The sequence below is a fragment of the Blastopirellula retiformator genome (assembly GCF_007859755.1).
Lineage (GTDB): Bacteria > Planctomycetota > Planctomycetia > Pirellulales > Pirellulaceae > Blastopirellula > Blastopirellula retiformator.
Genome location: NZ_SJPF01000001.1, coordinates 1,035,925 through 1,054,637, shown reverse-complemented (window position 1 = coordinate 1,054,637; position 18,713 = coordinate 1,035,925). Strand labels below are relative to the sequence as shown.

The following is an 18,713-nucleotide window of genomic DNA, read 5'->3' as shown; positions in this document are numbered from 1 at the left end:
GGGGACATCGTACAAAGCTGGAACGGACTAGGCCCAAATGATCCCGTTTGATTTTCAACCTCGTACCCGCATCGTCTTCGGCCCCGGCGTCGTCAACCAACTGGGCGATCTGGCGGTTGAGCTAGGCGCCAAGCGCGTTTTGATCGTCAGCGACCCCGGCGTCATCAAAGCCGGCCACAGCCAGAAAGGTATCGATTCGCTTGCCGCGGCCGGCGTCGAATCGATCCTATTTGACGGCGTGCAAGAGAACCCGACGACCGCCAATGTTGACGCCGGCATCGCCGTCGCCAAGGCGAACGACGTCCAGCTGATCGTTGGGCTCGGCGGCGGCAGCGCGATGGACTGCGCCAAGGGGATCAATTTCCTGCTCACCAATGGCGGGCAGATGAGAGACTACTGGGGCGTCGGCAAGGCGCACAGCGCGATGTTGCCGATGATCGCCGTGCCGACCACCGCCGGGACCGGCAGCGAAACGCAATCGTTCGCCCTGATCTCCGACGCTGAGACGCATGTAAAGATGGCGTGTGGCGATCCCAAAGCAAGCTGCAAAGTGGCGCTGCTCGACCCGGAGTTAACCGTTACCCAGCCGCAGCGCGTCACGGCGCTTACCGGCATCGACGCGATCGCCCACGCGCTCGAAACGTTCGTCACCCGCAAACGCAACAGTTGCTCGCTGGCGTTTAGTCGTGGCGCCTGGCGGATGCTGGCCAGCAACTTTTCGACCGTACTGAAAGATCCGACCAACCTGGAAGCGCGGGGCGGAATGCAATTGGGCGCCTGCTTTGCGGGACTGGCGATCGAGAACTCGATGCTCGGCGCGGCGCACGCCTTGGCCAATCCGCTCACCTCGACCTTTGGCGTCGTCCACGGCCAGGCGGTCGCGGTCATGTTGCCGCACGTGATTCGCTTCAATGCCGAAAAGGTCGGCGACTGGTATCGCGAACTGCTGCAAGTCGACGTTCCGATTGACGGTTTCCCCAGCGGGGACAATCCGGCGGCTCTCGCCGACTTTGTGAAGCAACTAGTCGCAGAGGCTGACTTGGCGACCGACCTGACGTCGCTAGGGGTCACGCCAGACAGCACAACGCAACTGGGCGTTGATGCCGCCAAACAATGGACCGGCAGCTTTAATCCCCGTGAAGTTGACGCGAATTCGCTGAAGTCGCTCTACGACGCGGCCCTCTAACCGGAATATTCGGTACGACTCGACGGCTCTCTAAGGGTCGTGCGCATTTCTTCGCACACGAACCGCGAAGTCGTGCAAATTGGCCAGAATTCCGCAGACGCTCATCGCCTTACTGGCATTTGGGTTCCATATATCTCCGTGCGTCCTGTCACGTCAAACGGATTGCATCCCGTAGCCCCCCTCTCTCTGCTGCAGTGATCTAAAAAATGGAATGAAATGTTGGGAATAATCGCATCTCGTTGGTTTTCGTCGACGCGATCGGAGACCGAAACGCCCCTCTCCAATTCCGAATATCACGAGCCCCGCGGTTTCTCCGATGCGGTGCGTCGCTCGACCACGATTGTCGAATTCTCGCTTGAAGGGACGATCCTCTCCGCCAACGAAAAATTACTGCACTTGGCTGGATATCGACTCGGCGAAATCGAAGGACGGAACCATCGCTTCCTGCTCGATTCCGAACAGGCCGATTCGCCGAATTTCGCCCGCTGCTGGGAATCGCTTCGCCTGGGCCAGGCGGTCGAGGAACAATTCCCATACATCACCAAGCACGGTCGCCCTCTCCATTTACAAGGCGTCTACAATCCTCTCCTGGGCGCCGATGGGCGGCCGACGAAAATCGTCGCTATCTTGAACGACATCACGCAGCTGGTAGGCGATAAACAATCGACAGATCAAGCGGCTTACATGCTCGACAATATCCCGCTGAACGTCATGTTCGCGGATCGCGACCTGGTCATTCTCTACATCAACCGATCATCCCGCGAGACGCTGACGAAGCTGCGCGGCCTGCTGCCGATTTCCGTCGATCAAATTGTTGGCGCCGAGATCGATCAATTCCATCAGCGCCGTCTGCTGGCTGACCCGAACAACCTGCCGGTGAAAACGCAGTTCCCGCTGGGCCCCGAAACGATCGAACTGATGGTGCATCCGGTCTTCGACTCCCAGCAAAACTACGTCGGCGCGGCGATCGAAGAGCAATCGACCATCATCACCGGCATGAAGGCGACTGCCGAAGATCTCGTTCATCTAAGCGGACAACTGACGAAACTGTAGTCGCAGAAACAACACAACAGCTGCGAGAGGCTCTGAGCGGCGTCCGAGGCAAAACGGGCGTCGCTCTTTTTTTGCGTACTTCAAATTTATATTCGCCTACAGACGCGACTTCCCTTACAATCCCCCCGTCAGAAAAGTTCTCTAACGGAGTGGGAACCGACCGACATGGCGAAGCCGACCAGCACAACTCGACGACGCAAACGTCGCAAGGCGGCGACCTATTTCGGCATTATCTCCGCCGTGCTCGCCATCCTTCTCGGAATGGCCAGCGGTTCTAGGCGCATTCACCTTTGGCTATGGCAAAGGTTGGAGTTATCTCAGCAACGATCCGCAGACCTGCGCCAACTGCCATGTGATGCAGGGGCATATGGACTCGTGGGAGAAGTCGAGCCACAAGGATGTCGCCGTCTGCAATGACTGTCACTTGCCGCACGACTTTGTGGGCAAATGGGTCACCAAAGCTGACAACGGCTTCTTTCATTCATTGGCCTTCACGATGGATGACTTTCACGAACCGATTCAAATCAGGCCGCGCAACGCCCTCGTTGCGCAGCATGCCTGTCAGCACAGCCACGCCGACTTCGTTCATTCGATGGAACCGACCAGCTCGAAATTCGAGACAATGTCGTGCGTCCATTGTCACCCTAGTGTCGGGCATGCGTTGCGCTAAACGGAATGTAGATACCCTAGCGAACCAACTTTAGCCATCGATGAGACAGCCATGAGCGGAAAACCAGCCAGCGACTCCTCCCCTTCGACCGGCGGACGTTTCTTGTGCTTGTGCTTTCTGGCCTTGGTCGTTGCCGGCGTGACGTTCGCCGTGACCGCCACGTTGGTCAGCATCATTGAACGCAAACAGGAAGCCCGCGTCCCGTTTGTGCGCGACGGGTCGAGGTCGATGAAGTGACGACCGATCCCCCCCATGGCGCCGACTTCTCGGCTTTCTACCCCGCGAAGCGTAGATTTCGCTGGCGGACTCCCCCGCGAGAGTCCATGTTTACTAAGGATCAAGTTTTCCCCTACCCAAGGGGAGGTTTTGCGAAGATACTAGGAATATCTGAAATCACCGATGCGTTTAGCACGGAGGACCGCACAATGAGTTTCAAGTACAGCTTTCTACGCGTCCGTGACAACAGCGAAGTGGTCGTCGCCGACTTCCAGCAGTCCTCGATTTTGGACGAAGCGGCGATCGATCGAATCGGGGTCGAGTTTGACCGCTTGGTTCTTGAGGCGGTCACGGCCAAGAAACTGCTGCTTAACTTCCGCGGCGTCGAATACATGTCGTCGGCGATGATCGGCAAGCTGCTCGGGCTGTCGAAAAAGTGCAAAGAGGCGAAGGTCAAATTGAAACTGTGCGGCGTTGGCGCCAAGATCAATGAGATTTTCCAGCTGATGAAGCTGAACAAAGTTCTGGACATCCAAAAGGATGAAAAAGGGGCGATCGAGGCCTTCAACAGCCCGTCACTCAGCAATTGGTTCGGCCTCAAATCGTAGCCAACTGCTAGCATCAGCGGAGGTTCGCTCTTTCCCCTTAAGCGCGGTCTCACTAGAATCCCCCGCTGGCGCTCTATGGTCGCGCCGATTCCCAATCTGCCGAAAATAGAGCCCCAAGAGTTTTAGCATGGCGTCCGGATCGCCCGACGAGACCGCTGCCGACCGCTCGATGCTGGCGATCCCGCTGGCCGAGTTGACGCGTCTCGTCATTCGCAATCCGGTTACGGTCATCGTCTTAGGGCTGCTGCTGGCCGCCGTGTCGGTTCTAGGCACAGCCAAGTCGCTCGGCTTCAAAACAAGCCGGCTTGATCTAATCAATCCCAACAGCAACTACAACCAGTTGTGGCTTGAGTACCTGGAGCAGTTTGGCGCCGACGATGATGTCGTGGTCGTCGTCGAAGGAGACGACAAAGACGACGTCTCGCCTGTTCTGGAGGCGCTCTACAGCCGCCTCTCGGCCAATCGCGAATCGTTTTACGCGGTCTTGCATGAGCGCGGTCTGGCCAACGTGCGAGCCAAAGCGCTTCACTACGTACCGCCCGATGAGTTGGCCGAGATGGAAGGCAAGCTGGTTGGGCTCGAGCCAGTCTTAAACGGCAACTGGGAGGCGATCTCGTTTGATCGCTTGCTCTGGGGCGCCAATCAGCGTTTGCTGATCGACTCTCCCCAACAAAAACAGGCCGCCGCCGCCGAGATGAATCGCCTGGCCGACGGTTTGCTCCACGCCCTGCGCGAAGATGGCGACGACGCTTCGATCTGGGACGAGCCGAATGAGTCACTCTCGGTGATGAGCCAACTCGACTCCGAATACTTCACCGCCAACGAAGGACGCATGGGTTTCGTCCTGTTGCGTCTGGTCAAAAACGAATCAAGCTTCTCGCAAGGCGGCGAAGCGATTCGACGGCTACGCGGGATCATCCGCAACGTGCAAGACGACCATCCCGAGGTAAGGATCGGTCTGACCGGTCTGCCGGTGATGGAAAATGACGAGATGGAAGGAAGCCAGAAGGACATGATCCTGTCGAGCGTCCTGAGCCTGGTCGGCGTCGCCGTTCTGTTCATCGCTGGTTTTGGAGGCTTGCGTCATCCGCTGCTGGCGGTCGGCACGTTGATTGTCGGTTTGGCCTGGAGCTTTGGCTTCGTCACCGTCTCGATCGGCCACCTGAATATCCTCAGCGTCTCGTTCGGCGTGATCCTGATCGGCCTGGGGATTGACTTTGGCATTCATTACGTCGCCAAGTACCTGCAACTGCGGGAGAAAATCGGCGACAGCGGCGAAGCGTTGATCGAAACGTCCCGCAGCGTTGGCCCCGGGATTGTGACCGGCGCGGCCACCACATCGATCGCATTTTTCACCGCCGCACTGACCGAATTCACCGGCGTCGCCGAATTGGGCGTGATCGCCGGCGGCGGCATCCTGGTCTGCCTGGTTGGCGCGTTCACGCTACTGCCGGCGATGATCGTGCTCGGCGATCGCAGTCGCAACCGCTACCTGATGCCGCATCCGCTGCGAATTGACGGCTGGATCGCTCCCATGATGCAGGCGCCCAGGGCGACGCTGCTGGGATCGCTGGTCTTTTGCCTCTTCCTGGCGACCGGCGCATCGAAGCTCTACTATGACCACAACCTGCTCAACCTGCAGGCTCAAGACCTGGAAAGCGTCGAGTGGGAAAAGAAGCTGCTGGAAGAAACCGACCGCAGCGTCTGGTTCGCCCTTTCGATCGCCAGCAGTCGACAAGAGTTGATCGCGCGGAAAGAGACGTTCGAGAAACTGTCGCACGTCGACCATGTGGAGGAGATCGCCTCGCTGCTGCCGCCGGACGACGAGTCGCGCTCGGCACAGATTCTGCGAATTCGCAATCGCCTGACCAACTTGCCAGAATATCCGCCAACCTTGCCGATCGCCCCGGCGCCACAATTGGCGCAGGTCCTCGCCCAATCGCAGCAACTGCTTCCGGCCGACGACGCGACTGCGATGCAGGCCCGCCGGCGAATCTCCCAGGCGCGAGAGCTATTGCGGACGATGCCGCAAGCGCATTACGAGGCGATCATGCGTTCGCTGCAACAACGTTCGGCCGGCGAGATGCTGACGCAAATGCATTCGCTGTACGCGGTCTCTGATCCGACGACGCCCAATGTCGACGACTTTCCCGAAGCGCTGGTGACGCGATTCGTCGGCAAGAACAATCAATACCTGCTGCGGATTTATCCCAACGGCGATATCTGGGACATGGAGTCGCTGGCCGATTTTGTCGAAGAAGTGCAGTCAGTCGACGCCCAAGTGACTGGGCAGCCGCTGCAAACCTACTACGCCTCACGGCAGATGCAAAAGAGCTACATCCACGCGGCGATCTACTCGCTGTTGGCTGTGCTGATGGTGCTGATCCTCGACTTCCGCAGCCTGCGGCACTCGCTGCTGGCGCTGACGCCGGTCGGCTTTGGCAGTGCGATGCTGTTTGGCATTCAAGGCTTTATGGATATCCCGCTGAACCCGGCCAACATGATCGTGTTGCCGTTGATCCTGGGGATCGGCATCGACGACGGCGTGCACGTACTGCACGACTTCCGCTGCCAGTCCGGTCGGCGATATCGTATCTCGGCATCGACCGCGACCGCCGTGCTGATCACCTCGCTGACGACGATGATCGGCTTCGGCTCGCTCATGCTGGCCGATCACCAAGGTCTGCAGAGCCTGGGACGCGTGCTGACGATCGGCGTGACCTGCTGCCTGTTCACGTCGCTAATCTTGCTGCCGGCGTTCCTGTCAACGATCACCGGCAATCGGAAAATAGAAGAGCCGCCCCGCAAACCAAAGCCGGAGGCGACGCGTAAACGTATTCGTCCCGGGATTTTTGATCCCATCGGCAAAGAGGCGGTCGTCTCGCAGGAGACTCGTCAGAGCGAGCCCTTCTCTGGGACCGATCCGGAAGAATCGCCAAAAAGCGGGGCCAGCGGCGTTGTGAGCTCGGACAAATCGCTGATCGTGCCGGTCCGCCGCTCTCCCTAACCCGCCACTTGGGGGTCTTCCAAACGGTCCTTTCCCCTCGGGGGCCGGCGCGTTAAAATCATGGATTCGTAACTACCTAGCCGTAATCACTACGCTGCAATAGGAATATAGAAATGGCGAAACCGCACCGCAAGCTGAAGAAAGCCAATCATGGTCGTCGTCCGGCGAACGCCAAGGCCCGCAAAGCCAAACGCCGCTCGATCAAGACCTAGTCTCTTCCCTCCATCGTGAATTTTTCGTTTCGCTGACCGCCTGCGGAGGAGTGTGGCGCCGTGCCGCGCGAAGACTACATCCTCGATCCCGCGACGATCGACTGCAACAACGTGATCGCTGATCTCGAAGCGATCCGCGAACTGAACCCGCAACGCTTCGAAATGGAGCAGTTGACGGCGATCGTCTATGAAGACACCGAGAAAGACATCTGCGTCGGGTACAAAGACCTAGCAGAAGATGAGTTCTGGGTCCGTGGGCACATGCCCGGCATGCCGCTGATGCCTGGCGTCTTGATGTGCGAAGCGGCCGCCCAGGTCAGCTCGTGGTACGTCACTCGTCATAATCTGATGGGAGACTACAAGCTGGGCTTTGGCGGTCTCGACCAGGTCAAGTTTCGCGGCATCGTCCAACCGGGCAACCGCCTCGTGATCGTGCTCCAGAAGACCAAGGGTCGCGCCGGGCGAATCATCGTCTGCCGCTTCCAGGCCTTCATCGACGAGCGTCTGGTCTGCGAGGGAGAGATCCGCGGCGTTCCTCTTCCCGCCAATCTGTAATCGGCCTTTAGCTCTGTCAAACGTACGTTATGGGCCGTAAAGCGCTTCCCAAACTCAATCCCAGCGTCGACTATAGTCGCAACTTCCTAACGGCGGAAAAACTGCCGCGCCCCTGGGATCCCGAATCGCTGTTCGGCCGCGCCGCCCCGCTCGAAATCGAGGTCGGCTGCGGCAAAGGGCTGTTCATGCGAACCGCCTCCGGCGTCAATCCCGCGCACGATTTTCTCGGCATCGAGATCGCCTACAAGTACTCGGAGTACGCCGGGTATCGCTTGGGCAAAGAAGGCCGTACCAACGCGGTCATGGTGCATGGCGACGGACAGAAGATCTTTCCGGAAGTCTTCCCCGATGCGTCGGCCGTAGCAATCCATGTTTACTTCCCCGATCCATGGTGGAAGAAGCGTCATCATCGCCGCCGCGTGATGAACGAAACGTTCTCGCAACAGATCGAGCGAGTGCTGGCCGCCGGCGGCACGCTCCACTTCTGGACCGACGTTGAAGAGTATTTCGACATGACGGTCGAACTGCTGCATGCTCACACGAAGCTGGCAGGCCCGATCGACGTCGAAGAACGCCCGGCCGAGCATGATCTCGACTATCGCACCCACTTCGAGCGCCGAATGCGCAAGAACGAACTGGACGTCTTCCGCAGCCAGTTTCGCAAACCGCAATAGGCGCTACTTCTTCGGCGGATCCTCAGACTGCACATCGCGTGGCGCGATGATCACCATCCCGCAGAGCCGACAGCGAAAGCTATCGCTGCGAAACGGCCCGAGCCGCAGAGCAAAATCGGAGCCTACCACCGGTTCGTCGCCGCCGGCCAAGATCCGCTCGAGCATCGACCGATCGAGAATCCGCCATTTAATCGGCGCGTAGGAGGTGACCATCCCGTACTCCATCGGCGCCGCGCAGTCGGGACAATCGCGCTGGGGCCGATCCGGCTTGTCGCGATTGGGAGACGCAAATGGGTTCTCGCCATTCAGATTGTCGATCGGATCGGTCATGATTGTCGCAATAGAGCTGCAATGTCGCGGTTACCATGGAGAATGCGGAGGATTTCGACATGAGGACCAGCCGAGCGGTAATAAATCACATAGACACCCACCACGCTTAGCCTCCAGTCGGCCGTGCCTTCGACACTTTGACCGACCAGCGGATGAGACGCCAGAACTCAAAACCGGTCGTAAAATCGACCAAGTAGACGACGTACGCCGCCTTCCGACTTATCGCCGACGTATTCCACAATCTCGCGCAGGTCCGCCTTGGCGGAAGCGGTGATGCGGTAGGACATTTAACGCTCCAGCAAGCTTCCCTGGCGGAGACTTGCTAAAATCTCTTGCGTCAGTCGCTCTTCGTCCTCTTGGGTCGCAATCTCGTCGTAGCGACCAGCTTGGATATCGTCGCCCCCTTTCTCTATCTTGGCCTTCGTCGCCGCCCATTCCGCCGCCTGCTGATCCAATATCGCCAGCGCCTGCTCAACCACCTGCTCTGGCGTGGCGAACTTGCCGCTGGCCAGATGTTTTTGAATGAGCGATTCCGCTTTTTCGCTTAAAGGTAGATCCATAGCGCCACGATCCAAACGGGTGAATTGGTAATTCGGCTCTTACTATTCTATGCTAAACGGCTTGTTTCGCCGAATCGTCTTTCCAGGTTAGCCCCACCATGCAAATGCGCCCCCTCGGACGTACCGGACTCGAAGTCAGCGAGCTTTCGCTGGGCGGACTCTTTACCTCTTCGCTGGCTGGCGGCGAGGCCGAAACGGCCCAACTGTTGGCCGCCGCCTCGGACCTGGGGATCAACTACTGCGATACCGCGCCCGCCTACGCCGACAGCGAACGCGTGCTGGGGGCCGCGCTGCAAGCGGCAGGCAAACCATTTATCGTCTCCACCAAGTTCGGCGGCCGACCGCACCCGTTTGATCCGCAGAACATCGACCACATGAAACAATCGTTGGCCGAAAGCCGGCGTCTACTCGGTCGCGAGCAAATCGATATCCTGCTAGTCCATGAGCCCGATCGCCCTCAACAATACCCGTGGTGGAGCGGCTACCAACCGCTTGCCGGGCCGGTGCTCGATTATCTGCAAGAGCTAAAAGACTCAGGCCAGGTCAAAGCGATCGGGCTGGCCGGCACGACCGTCACCGAGATGACGTCACTCGTGCGAACGGGCCTGTTTGACGTCTTGCTGACGGCTTTCAACTACAACTTGCTGTTTCGCGAGGCGGAAGAAGAGTTGTTGCCAGCCGCCAAAGAACAAGGAATGGGAGTCATCATCGGCTCAGCCTTGGGACAAGGCTTTTTAGGTCGCCGCTTTGACAAGGAAGTGCTCGAGCGCCCCCGCTGGATGAGTCGCCGCCGCCGTGAACAATTGCTACGGCTCTATACGTTCCTGGAGGAAACCGGCTTCGATCTTCCTGAACTCTGCCTCCGTTTTGTCCTGAGCAACCCGAACATTTCAACCGCGTTGATCGGCGCCAAAACGCGCGAGCAACTCGAAACGAGCGTCACCGGGGCCAAGCTTGGTCCGCTACCGCCGGAAACGCTCGAGCAATTGCACGAAATCGCCTCGATGCTCCCCCATCGGCCGTATGAAGAGCCGATGATCTTGCCTTTGGGGAAAACCTACCACGGGCCTGGCCTCGCCAACATGGGCGCTGCAGTGCAGGTTGGTAAAAAATAGCCCCATCCATAGAAAGTCGTTCCCTCCGTTGGCGTGCCGCTTGCGATCCCTTATCCTGATAGGCGCTGCTGATTGGGTAAAATTGAACGCGCCGCCAGCTTAGGCGGCTAAGACGTCACGGAAGGGAACTCATCATGATCGCTCTGCAACGGCATCTCTGTTCGCTCGCTTTTGGCGTGGCGGCGCTCGCCTGGCTAGCTGGCTGTACTCCAGCCCCCGAAAAGACGACCGCTCCGGCGAACAACGTCAGCACGCCGGAAGTCTCGCTCGGCGAAGAAGCGAAACCGGCGGAAGGAAAACCAGAGATGAAGCCCGAAACGACCGCGACAGACAAGGAAGCTTTTGATATGAGCGCCGTGCCGTTGATTCCTCGCCGCAAGTTTTTTGGCAACCCCGAAAAAGCCCGAGCCCGCTTGAGCCCTGACGGAACGAAGCTCGCTTACCTGGCGCCGGTCGACGGCGTGCTTAACGTCTGGGTCGGCTCGACTCAGTCGCTGGGCAAAGACGCCAAGCCGATCACCAAAGACACCCATCGCGGCATTCGCAGCTTTAGCTGGTCGTACACCAACAACCACGTCCTCTATACGCAAGACAAAGACGGGGACGAAAACTTCCACGTCTACGCCGTCAACCTGTCGACCGATGAAATCAAAGACCTGACGCCGCTGGAGAACATCCGCGCCGAGATCGACAACGTCAGCGACCTGTTCCCCAACGAAATTCTGGTCGGCCTGAACGATCGCAATCCACAGTTGCATGATATCTATCGTCTGAACGTCGAGACGGGCGAAAAAGAGCTGCTACAAGAAAACCCTGGTTTCGCCGGGTTCCTGACCGACGACAACTACAAAGTTCGCTTCGCGATGACCTACACGCCCGACGCCGGACAGTTGTACCTGACGCCGACCGAAACCGACGGCAAGCAAGACTGGAAAGAGTTCCTGAAAATCGACGCGGCCGACGCCATGACGACCGGGATCGCTGGCTTCGACAAGAGCGGCGACGTCGCCTATTTATTTGACAGCCGCGAACGCAACACGGCCGCCCTCAAGTCGCTCGACCTGAAGACCGGCGAAGAGAAACTGATTGCCGAAAACGACAAGGCCGATATCTCGGGCGTGCTGACGCACCCGACCGAGAAGACGATCCAAGCGGTTGCGTTCAACTACGAGCGGCAAGAATGGGATATCCTCGACAAGTCGCTGGAAGCCGATCTGGCGTTCCTGAAGGAACAACAGGACGGTGAAATCCAGGTCACCAGCCGCACCTTGAAAGACGACCTCTGGACTGTCGCCTATATTCGCGATGACGGCCCGATCGATTTCTACCTCTACCATCGTGGTGAAGAGAAGAAGGCGGAGTTTCTCTTCTCCAGCCAACCCGAGTTGGCCGAATTGCCGTTGGTGAAGATGCACCCGGTCGTGATCGACGCCCGCGACGGTCTCAAGCTGGTCAGCTATTTGTCGCTGCCGAAAGGCTCGAATCCCGACGGCGGCCTGAAGCCTTCGCAACCGCTGCCGTTGGTGCTGGACGTGCACGGCGGCCCGTGGGCTCGCGACAATTGGGGCTTCAACCCAATGCACCAATTGCTGGCCAATCGCGGCTATGCGGTGCTCAGCGTCAACTACCGGGGTTCAACCGGTTTTGGCAAGGATTTTCTCAACGCCGCCAACAAAGAGTGGGCCGGCAAGATGCATGACGACTTGCTGGACGCCGTCGACTGGGCGATCGCCGAAGGTATCGCCGACCCCGACAAGGTCGCCATCATGGGCGGCAGCTACGGCGGCTATGCGACGCTGGTTGGCCTGACCTTCACCCCAGAGAAATTCTGCTGCGGCGTCGACATCGTCGGCCCGTCGAGCTTGGTCACGCTGCTCAACAACGTTCCGCCCTACTGGATGCCTTTTATGCCGGTCATGAAAGACAAAGTGGGCGATCACGAGACCGAAGAAGGCATCAAGTTCCTCAACGAACGTTCGCCGCTCAACTTCGTCGACAAGATCACCAAGCCGCTGTTGATCGGCCAAGGCGCCAACGACCCCCGCGTCAAACAGGCCGAAGCCGACCAGATCGTCAAAGCGATGGAAGAGAAGAAAATTCCGGTCACTTACGTACTGTTCCCCGAAGAAGGGCATGGTTTCGCGAAACCGGAAAATCGCTTCGCCTTTAACGCAGTCACCGAAGCCTTCCTGGCCGAAAACCTGGGTGGTCGTTTCGAGCCGATTGGCGATGCGTTTGTCGGCGCCAAGCTCGAAATCCCTGCTGGCGCAGCCGACATCCCTGGCGTGGAAGCGGCGCTTCAAGAATAACAGTCCGTTGATTTTCTCGACGGACTGCGTGATCGCACGGATGCGCTCCCAAAATAACGACGTAAGTCGTTATTTTGGGAGCCGCGAAGAGCTATGCTCTGAGCCTGGCGAGGTTGAAAAATGCCACGATGGCATTTTTCAACAGGCAGATAAGCTTGCGAACCGGCTTCCCCGCTCGCTACGATTTCGGCGATGAATCTACCGCTGCTCAGCAAATATCTCGGCGTCGTCACGCTACTACTAGCGTCGGCGATGCTGTTTGCGCTCCCTTGGGCCTTTCCCTGGCTGGGGCATGGTCAGCAGTTCGACACGCGAGGTTTTGTTGCTCTCGTGTCGTCGTCGGTCATCGCCGCCATCTTGGGCGGCGCGCTGATGCTGGCCGGTCGCAAGGCGAAGGGCCAGCTATATCGACGTGAGGCGATCGCCATCGTCGGTCTCAGCTGGCTGATTTTTACCTTCGTCGGCGCCCTCCCTTTTATCTTGGGGCACGTCAAAGGAACCGAAAGCCGGGAACAGATGACCCGGCTGATCGTCGACGACCTGTTTGAGTCGGCGTCCGGTTTTACTGGGGCCGGAGCGACGATCCTGAACGACATCGAAGACGAGTCGATGCTGCCGAAGTGCCTCCTCTTCTGGCGCAGCGAAACCCATTTTGTCGGCGGGCTGGGCATCATGGTCCTGTTTGTGGCGCTGCTCGGACAAGGATCGGCCGGCAAGGCGCTTCTGATGACCGAATCAGTCGGCCCCCAAGGAGAGGTCGGCACATCGCGATCGCAGCATAGCGCCTGGATCTTTGCTGGCATCTACGTCGGCCTGAACGCCATTCTGACCGCGCTGCTAATGATCGAAGGGATGACGCTGTTCGACGCCTTGTGCCATTCGTTCGGCACGATCGCCACCGGTGGACTTTCGACCTACAACTCTAGCGTCGCCCACTTTCAAAATGTGTCGATCGAGATGACGATCGGCACGTTCATGATGATCTCCTGCGTTAATTTTTCATTGTTGTATGCGGTGCTGCTCGGGCAATGGACGCGGCTCTGGGTCAATACCGAGCTCTGGTGCTACCTGGCCATCTTGTTCGGCGTCATTTTAGCCGTGATGATGGCCGGTCTTTGGCATCACGACTTTCCTGATATCGCCACCGCGTTTCGCCTTAGTTATTTCAACGTCATCTCGGTCCAAACCAATACCGGTTTTGGAACCGCCGACTTTGATAAATGGAACGAGTTCAGCCGCGGTATGCTCTTCGTACTGATGTTTGTTGGCGGGTGCGCCGGCAGCACCAGTTGCAGTTTGAAGGTGATCCGCCACGTCGTGTTGTGGAAGTCGCTTTACAACTACGTCCTGCACACGTTTCGCCCCCGCCTGGTCACGACGATGCGGCTCAACGGCAAGGCGGTCGACGACGCCGACGAACTGACCAACGAGGTCTTCATCTACTTCGGCATGATCGGCTGCGTCTTCATCATCGCCTGGATGACGCTGCTGCTACTGGAGCCCGACAGCGCCTGGCTGGAAGCGGGCCATTCGCCACCGGTAAAGATGCTCGACTGCGCTACCGGAGTGGCGGCCTGTATCAATGGGGTCGGCCCCGGCCTCGGCGCCCTCGGCCCGTCAAAGAACTTCTCCAGCTTTTCGATCGGCAGCAAGCTGGTTTTCACCGCGTTGATGCTACTGGGACGGATCGAAATCTTCCCGTTGCTGGTGATCTTCACGCCTGGATTGTGGCGCCGCGCCGCCTCGTAGTCGAGCCGCAATGCGCTGCTCAACAGCGCGGCAATCGCGAAATCGGATCGCCAACTTCGCTTGAACATTCCGAATTCACCAGCGGCCATTCTTTGTGCGCCCTCTCGCAAGTCGTTTTACCACAAGCGGTTAGCATGGGCGAACAGAGTGCGTATTCGATCGAATCATTGCGGCACGTGACTTGCTTTTCCAGGAAGTGGCCCAGTTCGCCAATCGCGATCGGCAATGGCATTCCTCCCCTCTTTCGATATGAGCAGAGTCATGATTTCTCACGATCCGCAAACCATCGTCGTCATCGGCAACGGTATGGTCGGTCATCGTTTCGTCGAAAAGATGATCGCGCTAGACTCCGCTCGGCAGTATCGTATCGTCACCTTCTGCGAAGAACCTCGCGCCGCGTACGACCGCGTTGGCCTGACCTCGTTTTTTGCCCACCGCGACGCCGAAAAGCTGATGATCGCGCGGATGGATTGGTACCAGGAGAACGGCGTCGAACTGAACCTTGGCGACCGGGCCAATCGGATCGATCGCGAGTCGAAGACCGATTACTCGGACCGCGGAGCGGTCATTCGATACGACCATGTCGTGATGGCGACCGGTTCGTATCCGTTCGTTCCCAATGTCCCCGGCGTCAAGCGCCGCGGCGTCTTCGTCTACCGCACCATCTACTCAAAATCGGCGGCATCCGGGGGCAACGTCATCTCGTGGATGACCTTGTCATCGCGCCAGGTGACATACGGAACGCCATCTCGAATATGAGCCTTCATCGCTTCGATCTGAGCTTTGCGCGCCAGACGAAGCCACGTTTTGCGGTCCGCCATCTTTCTGGCGATTTCACTCTTGCCGCTTAGCTCGTCGCTATCTCTTGGATCTTTTTCCATGTCGCATCGTCTCGAACGGTGATTCTGCCGTTTCGGCCCCCACTCACGATCGCGTTGTTCGCAACGCTTACTCCATCGATTATGTCCCAATTATCGACAATAGGCATATACAATTTGACGAGATTCTTTACTCCAGTTCGATAGCGACGACGGATCGTCGGTTCTGGAATATTGTGTCCGCCTCGAGCCACCCTAGCGGCAACGCGCTGGACCGCCGTCTCTTCATTGGGCAACCCAAAAAAACCAAATGGTTTTCAAATCCCGCAGCCTTCCATTCGGTCGATCGTCTTGCGTAGCTACGCGTGGCAAGCTTCGTCTCTAGGGCAAATGATTTTCGCAGCTGGGCAAGTTCTCGCAGCCGCGTCAGCATAATTCGACCTGCTTCAAACGCCGCCGCTTCCGGCGCGTAAGCGGATAACCCGTGAGCAATTACATCCGCGTTGACGAACTCCAAAACACCCAAGTGGTCTCGAAGCAGAAAGGGCGCCAGCGTCGAGTTTCCCGCCCCGTTGGGTCCGGCGATCACGACAACACTGGGTTTTTGGACGTCATTCATCGGCGTGATAGTCGCTAATCCTTCCCGTAGTGCTCCACCTGTTCCCAATACTCGTCAAACGCCCCCTTCACGTGGAAGTCGGGGCTGTTGTCGATGTCGTGGCACTTGATACAGGTTTGGCGAGCGGCGTCCAGCGGCAAGACCATGTCTTGGCGGAGCTTGGTAATTTCCTCGTCCGACAGCATCAGCTCTCCCTCTTCCGCCGCAACGTGCGTGGCGCCAGGTCCGTGGCAGTTCTCGCAGCCGACTCCTTGCATCAGCGGAGTTTCTTCGAGCGAGAGATAGCCTGACTTGTACGGCACGTACTGCGACTGGTTCCAACCCACCACGTGGCAGGCGATGCACTCGGGATCGAAGTGCCGAGCCACTTCGTACCGCTCTGGCGGATGAACCAGCGTTTGCGTCGCATGCGAGTGAGGCGTATTCTCCCAGATCTCAAATGCGGTCGAGTGGCACTCGCCGCACTTGTTGCTGCCAACAAATTCGCGCCCGGTCGGATGTTCGATCGGTTTGATGCCGAGACCGTCCCAACCAAGCGCCTCGAGCTGTTGCTGGTAGTTGGCCAGCAATTGCATCATCTCATCGGAGTCCGGGAACCGCGAATCGAGCGGCACCCGTTCGTACTTCATCTCTTGCGCCTGATCGCCGTAAAGACCAACCACGCCGGCAAACATTCCTTTCACGCCGACCTGCACCATCTCGGCGTCGGTTCCTTCGATCTTTTCCATTTCCAAGGTCGGCTCGCCGACGCCGCCTGCGGTCACGATCAGGCGAAAGCCGGGGAACTTACGGGCATACTCGCGGCTCTCTTCGAGCGACGCACTGGCCAGCAGGACGTAGAGATCGCACTTTGCCGCTTCCAGTTCGGGCCAAACCGCTTCCAGGCCTTCCACGGCCCCCTGGAATTCAACTTCGTTGTTAGAGACTTGGTCGCGACGGCGATCGCCAAAAACGCCGGTCACGCCGATCTTCAACCCGCCCTGCTCGATAATTCGATAGCTTGGCGTGACTCCTAGCAGACTCGCATTGGCCGCCATAAAGCGGGTCTTCTCCGGATCTTCGTCCGCTACGGCGACAAAGACTTCGTCGACCGACAACCGCAGGTCATCGGGGCCGAAGGTGATCACCTCGTAGTCCATCTGCTTGATTGCATTGGCCGTCGTTTGGAACTTGATCTCAGCCTGGCGACCGAAACGACGAACCTGGTTGCCGGCGTCCAGCGCCACGACATCCCAGCCTTTGTCTTTCCGAAGTTGATTGAGGAACGTGAACCGGCGGTTAAGACCACCCTTTTGATTTGTGAGACCGGTACAGCCACAGGGTTCGATGTAGCCATGTTGCTCGCCCGTTAGAAAGAGAGCCAACCGCGGCTTTTCCCAGCCGGCGAACAACTCGCGAGCCGGCAGCGGCGGTGGGTCGGCGGCTTCGGTCGTTTCCGTCTCGGCCGGCGTCTTGGTCTCGGCCGGCGTTTGATTCAATGGCGGGTTCAAGGCCGGCGGAGGCGTTGTTCCCTTGTCCATTGCCGACGGGGTTTCAGCCGGGGAAGTTTCGGCCGGCGGCTTTTCTTCGGTGCCTTTCGGCTTGGGCGGTTCGCCAGGTTGTGAAGGCTGCGGCTTTTCGCATCCAATAAACAACGGAAGCGAGAGCGAAACCAACGCCAGAATCGCTGGGAGAGTGCGGACTGGGATCGTCAACATAGATTGGCCTTGCGTGCCGAATGGTGCAGGTTTAGTGCAGAGCTTCCTCTCGCCCCGGCGAAAATGGGTCAACAATCCCACTCTTCTACCGGATTTGCCCGTTCTACTCCACCGCGAAATAGAGCCGTAAGCTTACTTCTTCGGTTTGTGGATTTCCCTTGACACCCAGGCGAATCTCTCCAAGTTCCCCAGTATTGCCAGCTAAATACGATGCTGGCGCCGTGCCGGGCGGAATCTTCAAAGTCATCGGATAGAGGACGGCGGTCTGATTCAGCTTCTTCGGTTCGCCGAGGTCAACCTGTAGGAAATCAGGGAAGATCTTATCAACGCTTAAAACCGTTTCGTCGCGATGCGGTCCTTTGACCAAGACATTGACCTTCACTTCTTTCCCGGTTTCGCCCGAGACGGTCCCCAACATCATGACGTTCTTGTCTTGGTCAATTTTGACCGCCGAGATGAAGTTAATGTCGCCCCCGATCTGTACCGAGATCAGCAGCGTCAGCATCGTGGTCTTCGGATCGTTGGTCGAAATCTCGGCCCGCATCTTGGTCGCGCCGATCGGTAGGCCCTTGGGAAGATAGATCTCGACCTTGTCGCCGCTGCGCCCACCTTCGGTCGCTTCTAACTCTTCGGCGGTTAGCGGAACGACCTTCGCGGTCGCTTCCCCCGTCTCGTCGCCGGTGATCTTGACGCCGGTCACTTTGAAATCGTCGCTGACGACCGACACGACTTTCACCGCGGCCGAAAGCTCGTCTCCGGCGGTCACGTGGCCGAAGTTGACTTCGTTCGGTTCCATGTAGATCGCCCGGACGACGGCCCCATGGATCTTCAGTTCCAACTCGGGTTGACGCGGGTCGTTGGTCCGCAGCGTGGCGGTTTGCGTGAATTCGTTGGCATAGGCGATCGGGTGCCATTCCAATTCGACTTCGACCGTCTCGCCGGGCGGGATCATCTTTTTGGCCAGCGTGCTAAGCGTACACTTGCAGGTGGTGCCGGCTTCTTCCAGTTGCAGCGGCACATCGCCGTCATTGCGAATCTGGAACGTATGCCGCTCGGTCGCGTCGACGTTCATCTTGCCGAATTCAAAGATCGCGTCACCGACGACAACCGCCTTGGGCATTGGTTCACCCGCCGAGCTGGCTCGCTTGACCTCAGGATGGCTGATCGAGCCGAAATCGTTGGTGGCGGTCCATTGGGGAATCGTGGAAGCGGCGCCAATGGCGACGCCCAGCAACAAGCTGGCGATCAGAACAAGTGCCGGTCGCATCGGACTCATCTCCTGCGGCGTGAAGGTTTTCGTCGGAATCGGCGAAAGGACGAGGACTTCTTCTAGGA

At 58.4% G+C, this 18,713-nt stretch carries 19 protein-coding genes; 13 read left to right on the top strand and 6 right to left on the bottom strand.

Annotated features, from left to right (window positions below; genetic code table 11):
• Nucleotides 1-37 precede the first annotated feature (37 nt).
• From Enr8_RS04360 to trmB, 9 genes are all read left to right on the top strand, one after another.
• A complete protein-coding gene (locus tag Enr8_RS04360) occupies nucleotides 38-1,186 on the top strand; it encodes an iron-containing alcohol dehydrogenase (RefSeq protein ID WP_146429373.1) in 1,149 nt (382 codons plus the stop codon).
• A 216-nt stretch (nucleotides 1,187-1,402) separates the two neighbouring features.
• A complete protein-coding gene (locus tag Enr8_RS04355) occupies nucleotides 1,403-2,239 on the top strand; it encodes a PAS domain-containing protein (RefSeq protein WP_146429372.1) in 837 nt (278 codons plus the stop codon).
• A 220-nt stretch (nucleotides 2,240-2,459) separates the two neighbouring features.
• Entirely contained in the window at nucleotides 2,460-2,909 is a 450-nt protein-coding gene (nrfH, locus tag Enr8_RS04350) for a cytochrome c nitrite reductase small subunit (protein ID WP_146429371.1), read from the top strand.
• A 51-nt stretch (nucleotides 2,910-2,960) separates the two neighbouring features.
• Complete coding sequence (locus Enr8_RS04345) at nucleotides 2,961-3,146, top strand: hypothetical protein (RefSeq protein WP_146429370.1); 186 nt, start codon at nucleotides 2,961-2,963, stop codon at nucleotides 3,144-3,146.
• A gap of 188 nt (nucleotides 3,147-3,334) precedes the next feature.
• A complete protein-coding gene (locus Enr8_RS04340; protein WP_186767426.1) occupies nucleotides 3,335-3,733 on the top strand; it encodes an STAS domain-containing protein in 399 nt (132 codons plus the stop codon).
• A gap of 127 nt (nucleotides 3,734-3,860) precedes the next feature.
• The gene (locus Enr8_RS04335) at nucleotides 3,861-6,740 is read left to right on the top strand and encodes an MMPL family transporter (protein WP_146429368.1); all 2,880 of its coding nucleotides are present in this window, start codon (nucleotides 3,861-3,863) and stop codon (nucleotides 6,738-6,740) included.
• A 113-nt stretch (nucleotides 6,741-6,853) separates the two neighbouring features.
• A complete protein-coding gene (locus Enr8_RS26570; protein ID WP_369299122.1) occupies nucleotides 6,854-6,952 on the top strand; it encodes a 50S ribosomal protein bL37 in 99 nt (32 codons plus the stop codon).
• Between the two features lie 60 nt (nucleotides 6,953-7,012).
• Nucleotides 7,013-7,507: a 3-hydroxyacyl-ACP dehydratase FabZ family protein gene (locus tag Enr8_RS04330; protein ID WP_146429367.1), complete on the top strand. Its 495-nt coding sequence runs from the start codon at nucleotides 7,013-7,015 to the stop codon at nucleotides 7,505-7,507.
• A 29-nt stretch (nucleotides 7,508-7,536) separates the two neighbouring features.
• Nucleotides 7,537-8,181 (top strand): tRNA (guanosine(46)-N7)-methyltransferase TrmB, encoded by a 645-nt coding sequence (gene trmB, locus Enr8_RS04325; RefSeq protein ID WP_146429366.1) that lies wholly within the window; start codon nucleotides 7,537-7,539, stop codon nucleotides 8,179-8,181.
• Nucleotides 8,182-8,184: 3 nt separating this feature from the next.
• On the opposite strand, the gene Enr8_RS04320 is transcribed toward trmB, so the two are convergent.
• From Enr8_RS04320 to Enr8_RS04310, 3 genes are all read right to left on the bottom strand, one after another.
• Nucleotides 8,185-8,511 carry a PF20097 family protein gene (locus Enr8_RS04320; RefSeq protein WP_146429365.1) on the bottom strand — a complete coding sequence of 109 codons (327 nt, stop codon included), beginning with the start codon at nucleotides 8,509-8,511 and terminating at the stop codon, nucleotides 8,185-8,187.
• Nucleotides 8,508-8,675, bottom strand: coding sequence for a type II toxin-antitoxin system RelE/ParE family toxin (locus tag Enr8_RS26565; RefSeq protein WP_146429975.1), 168 nt, complete (start codon nucleotides 8,673-8,675; stop codon nucleotides 8,508-8,510). The genes Enr8_RS04320 and Enr8_RS26565 overlap by 4 nt, the downstream gene beginning before the upstream one ends.
• Nucleotides 8,676-8,798: 123 nt before the next feature.
• Nucleotides 8,799-9,071, bottom strand: coding sequence for a hypothetical protein (locus Enr8_RS04310; RefSeq protein ID WP_146429364.1), 273 nt, complete (start codon nucleotides 9,069-9,071; stop codon nucleotides 8,799-8,801).
• A 98-nt stretch (nucleotides 9,072-9,169) separates the two neighbouring features.
• On the opposite strand from Enr8_RS04310, the gene Enr8_RS04305 reads away from it, so the two are divergent.
• The 4 genes from Enr8_RS04305 (at nucleotide 9,170) to Enr8_RS04290 (ending at nucleotide 15,003) form a co-directional block, all read left to right on the top strand.
• Complete coding sequence (locus Enr8_RS04305; RefSeq protein WP_146429363.1) at nucleotides 9,170-10,186, top strand: aldo/keto reductase; 1,017 nt, start codon at nucleotides 9,170-9,172, stop codon at nucleotides 10,184-10,186.
• Nucleotides 10,187-10,320: 134 nt separating this feature from the next.
• Nucleotides 10,321-12,495 (top strand): S9 family peptidase, encoded by a 2,175-nt coding sequence (locus tag Enr8_RS04300; RefSeq protein ID WP_146429362.1) that lies wholly within the window; start codon nucleotides 10,321-10,323, stop codon nucleotides 12,493-12,495.
• A gap of 192 nt (nucleotides 12,496-12,687) precedes the next feature.
• Nucleotides 12,688-14,244 (top strand): TrkH family potassium uptake protein, encoded by a 1,557-nt coding sequence (locus Enr8_RS04295; protein ID WP_146429361.1) that lies wholly within the window; start codon nucleotides 12,688-12,690, stop codon nucleotides 14,242-14,244.
• Nucleotides 14,245-14,505: 261 nt separating this feature from the next.
• Entirely contained in the window at nucleotides 14,506-15,003 is a 498-nt protein-coding gene (locus tag Enr8_RS04290) for an FAD-dependent oxidoreductase (protein WP_146429360.1), read from the top strand.
• Nucleotides 15,004-15,252: 249 nt separating this feature from the next.
• Here Enr8_RS04290 and Enr8_RS04285 read toward each other — a convergent pair whose 3' ends face one another.
• The 3 genes from Enr8_RS04285 to Enr8_RS04275 all read right to left on the bottom strand — a co-directional run bounded on the left by Enr8_RS04285 (nucleotide 15,253) and on the right by Enr8_RS04275 (nucleotide 18,645).
• On the bottom strand, nucleotides 15,253-15,681 hold the full coding sequence (locus Enr8_RS04285) for a hypothetical protein (protein ID WP_186767425.1): 429 nt from the start codon (nucleotides 15,679-15,681) through the stop codon (nucleotides 15,253-15,255).
• 14 nt (nucleotides 15,682-15,695) lie between these two features.
• Entirely contained in the window at nucleotides 15,696-17,378 is a 1,683-nt protein-coding gene (locus Enr8_RS04280; protein WP_146429359.1) for a multiheme c-type cytochrome, read from the bottom strand.
• Between the two features lie 103 nt (nucleotides 17,379-17,481).
• On the bottom strand, nucleotides 17,482-18,645 hold the full coding sequence (locus Enr8_RS04275) for a DUF1573 domain-containing protein (RefSeq protein WP_186767424.1): 1,164 nt from the start codon (nucleotides 18,643-18,645) through the stop codon (nucleotides 17,482-17,484).
• Between the last annotated feature and the right edge of the window lie 68 nt (nucleotides 18,646-18,713).

Coding starts and splice junctions, on each gene's coding strand:
- Enr8_RS04285 (WP_186767425.1), bottom strand. CDS start 15,681: ATGAATGACGTCCAAAAACCCAGTGTTGTCGTGATCGCCGGACCCAAC.
- Enr8_RS04295 (WP_146429361.1), top strand. CDS start 12,688: ATGAATCTACCGCTGCTCAGCAAATATCTCGGCGTCGTCACGCTACTA.
- Enr8_RS04280 (WP_146429359.1), bottom strand. CDS start 17,378: ATGTTGACGATCCCAGTCCGCACTCTCCCAGCGATTCTGGCGTTGGTT.
- Enr8_RS04305 (WP_146429363.1), top strand. CDS start 9,170: ATGCAAATGCGCCCCCTCGGACGTACCGGACTCGAAGTCAGCGAGCTT.
- Enr8_RS04360 (WP_146429373.1), top strand. CDS start 38: ATGATCCCGTTTGATTTTCAACCTCGTACCCGCATCGTCTTCGGCCCC.
- Enr8_RS04335 (WP_146429368.1), top strand. CDS start 3,861: ATGGCGTCCGGATCGCCCGACGAGACCGCTGCCGACCGCTCGATGCTG.
- Enr8_RS04300 (WP_146429362.1), top strand. CDS start 10,321: ATGATCGCTCTGCAACGGCATCTCTGTTCGCTCGCTTTTGGCGTGGCG.
- Enr8_RS04320 (WP_146429365.1), bottom strand. CDS start 8,511: ATGACCGATCCGATCGACAATCTGAATGGCGAGAACCCATTTGCGTCT.
- trmB (WP_146429366.1), top strand. CDS start 7,537: ATGGGCCGTAAAGCGCTTCCCAAACTCAATCCCAGCGTCGACTATAGT.
- Enr8_RS04340 (WP_186767426.1), top strand. CDS start 3,335: ATGAGTTTCAAGTACAGCTTTCTACGCGTCCGTGACAACAGCGAAGTG.
- Enr8_RS26570 (WP_369299122.1), top strand. CDS start 6,854: ATGGCGAAACCGCACCGCAAGCTGAAGAAAGCCAATCATGGTCGTCGT.
- Enr8_RS04310 (WP_146429364.1), bottom strand. CDS start 9,071: ATGGATCTACCTTTAAGCGAAAAAGCGGAATCGCTCATTCAAAAACAT.
- Enr8_RS04355 (WP_146429372.1), top strand. CDS start 1,403: ATGTTGGGAATAATCGCATCTCGTTGGTTTTCGTCGACGCGATCGGAG.
- Enr8_RS04345 (WP_146429370.1), top strand. CDS start 2,961: ATGAGCGGAAAACCAGCCAGCGACTCCTCCCCTTCGACCGGCGGACGT.
- Enr8_RS04290 (WP_146429360.1), top strand. CDS start 14,506: ATGATTTCTCACGATCCGCAAACCATCGTCGTCATCGGCAACGGTATG.
- Enr8_RS04275 (WP_186767424.1), bottom strand. CDS start 18,645: ATGCGACCGGCACTTGTTCTGATCGCCAGCTTGTTGCTGGGCGTCGCC.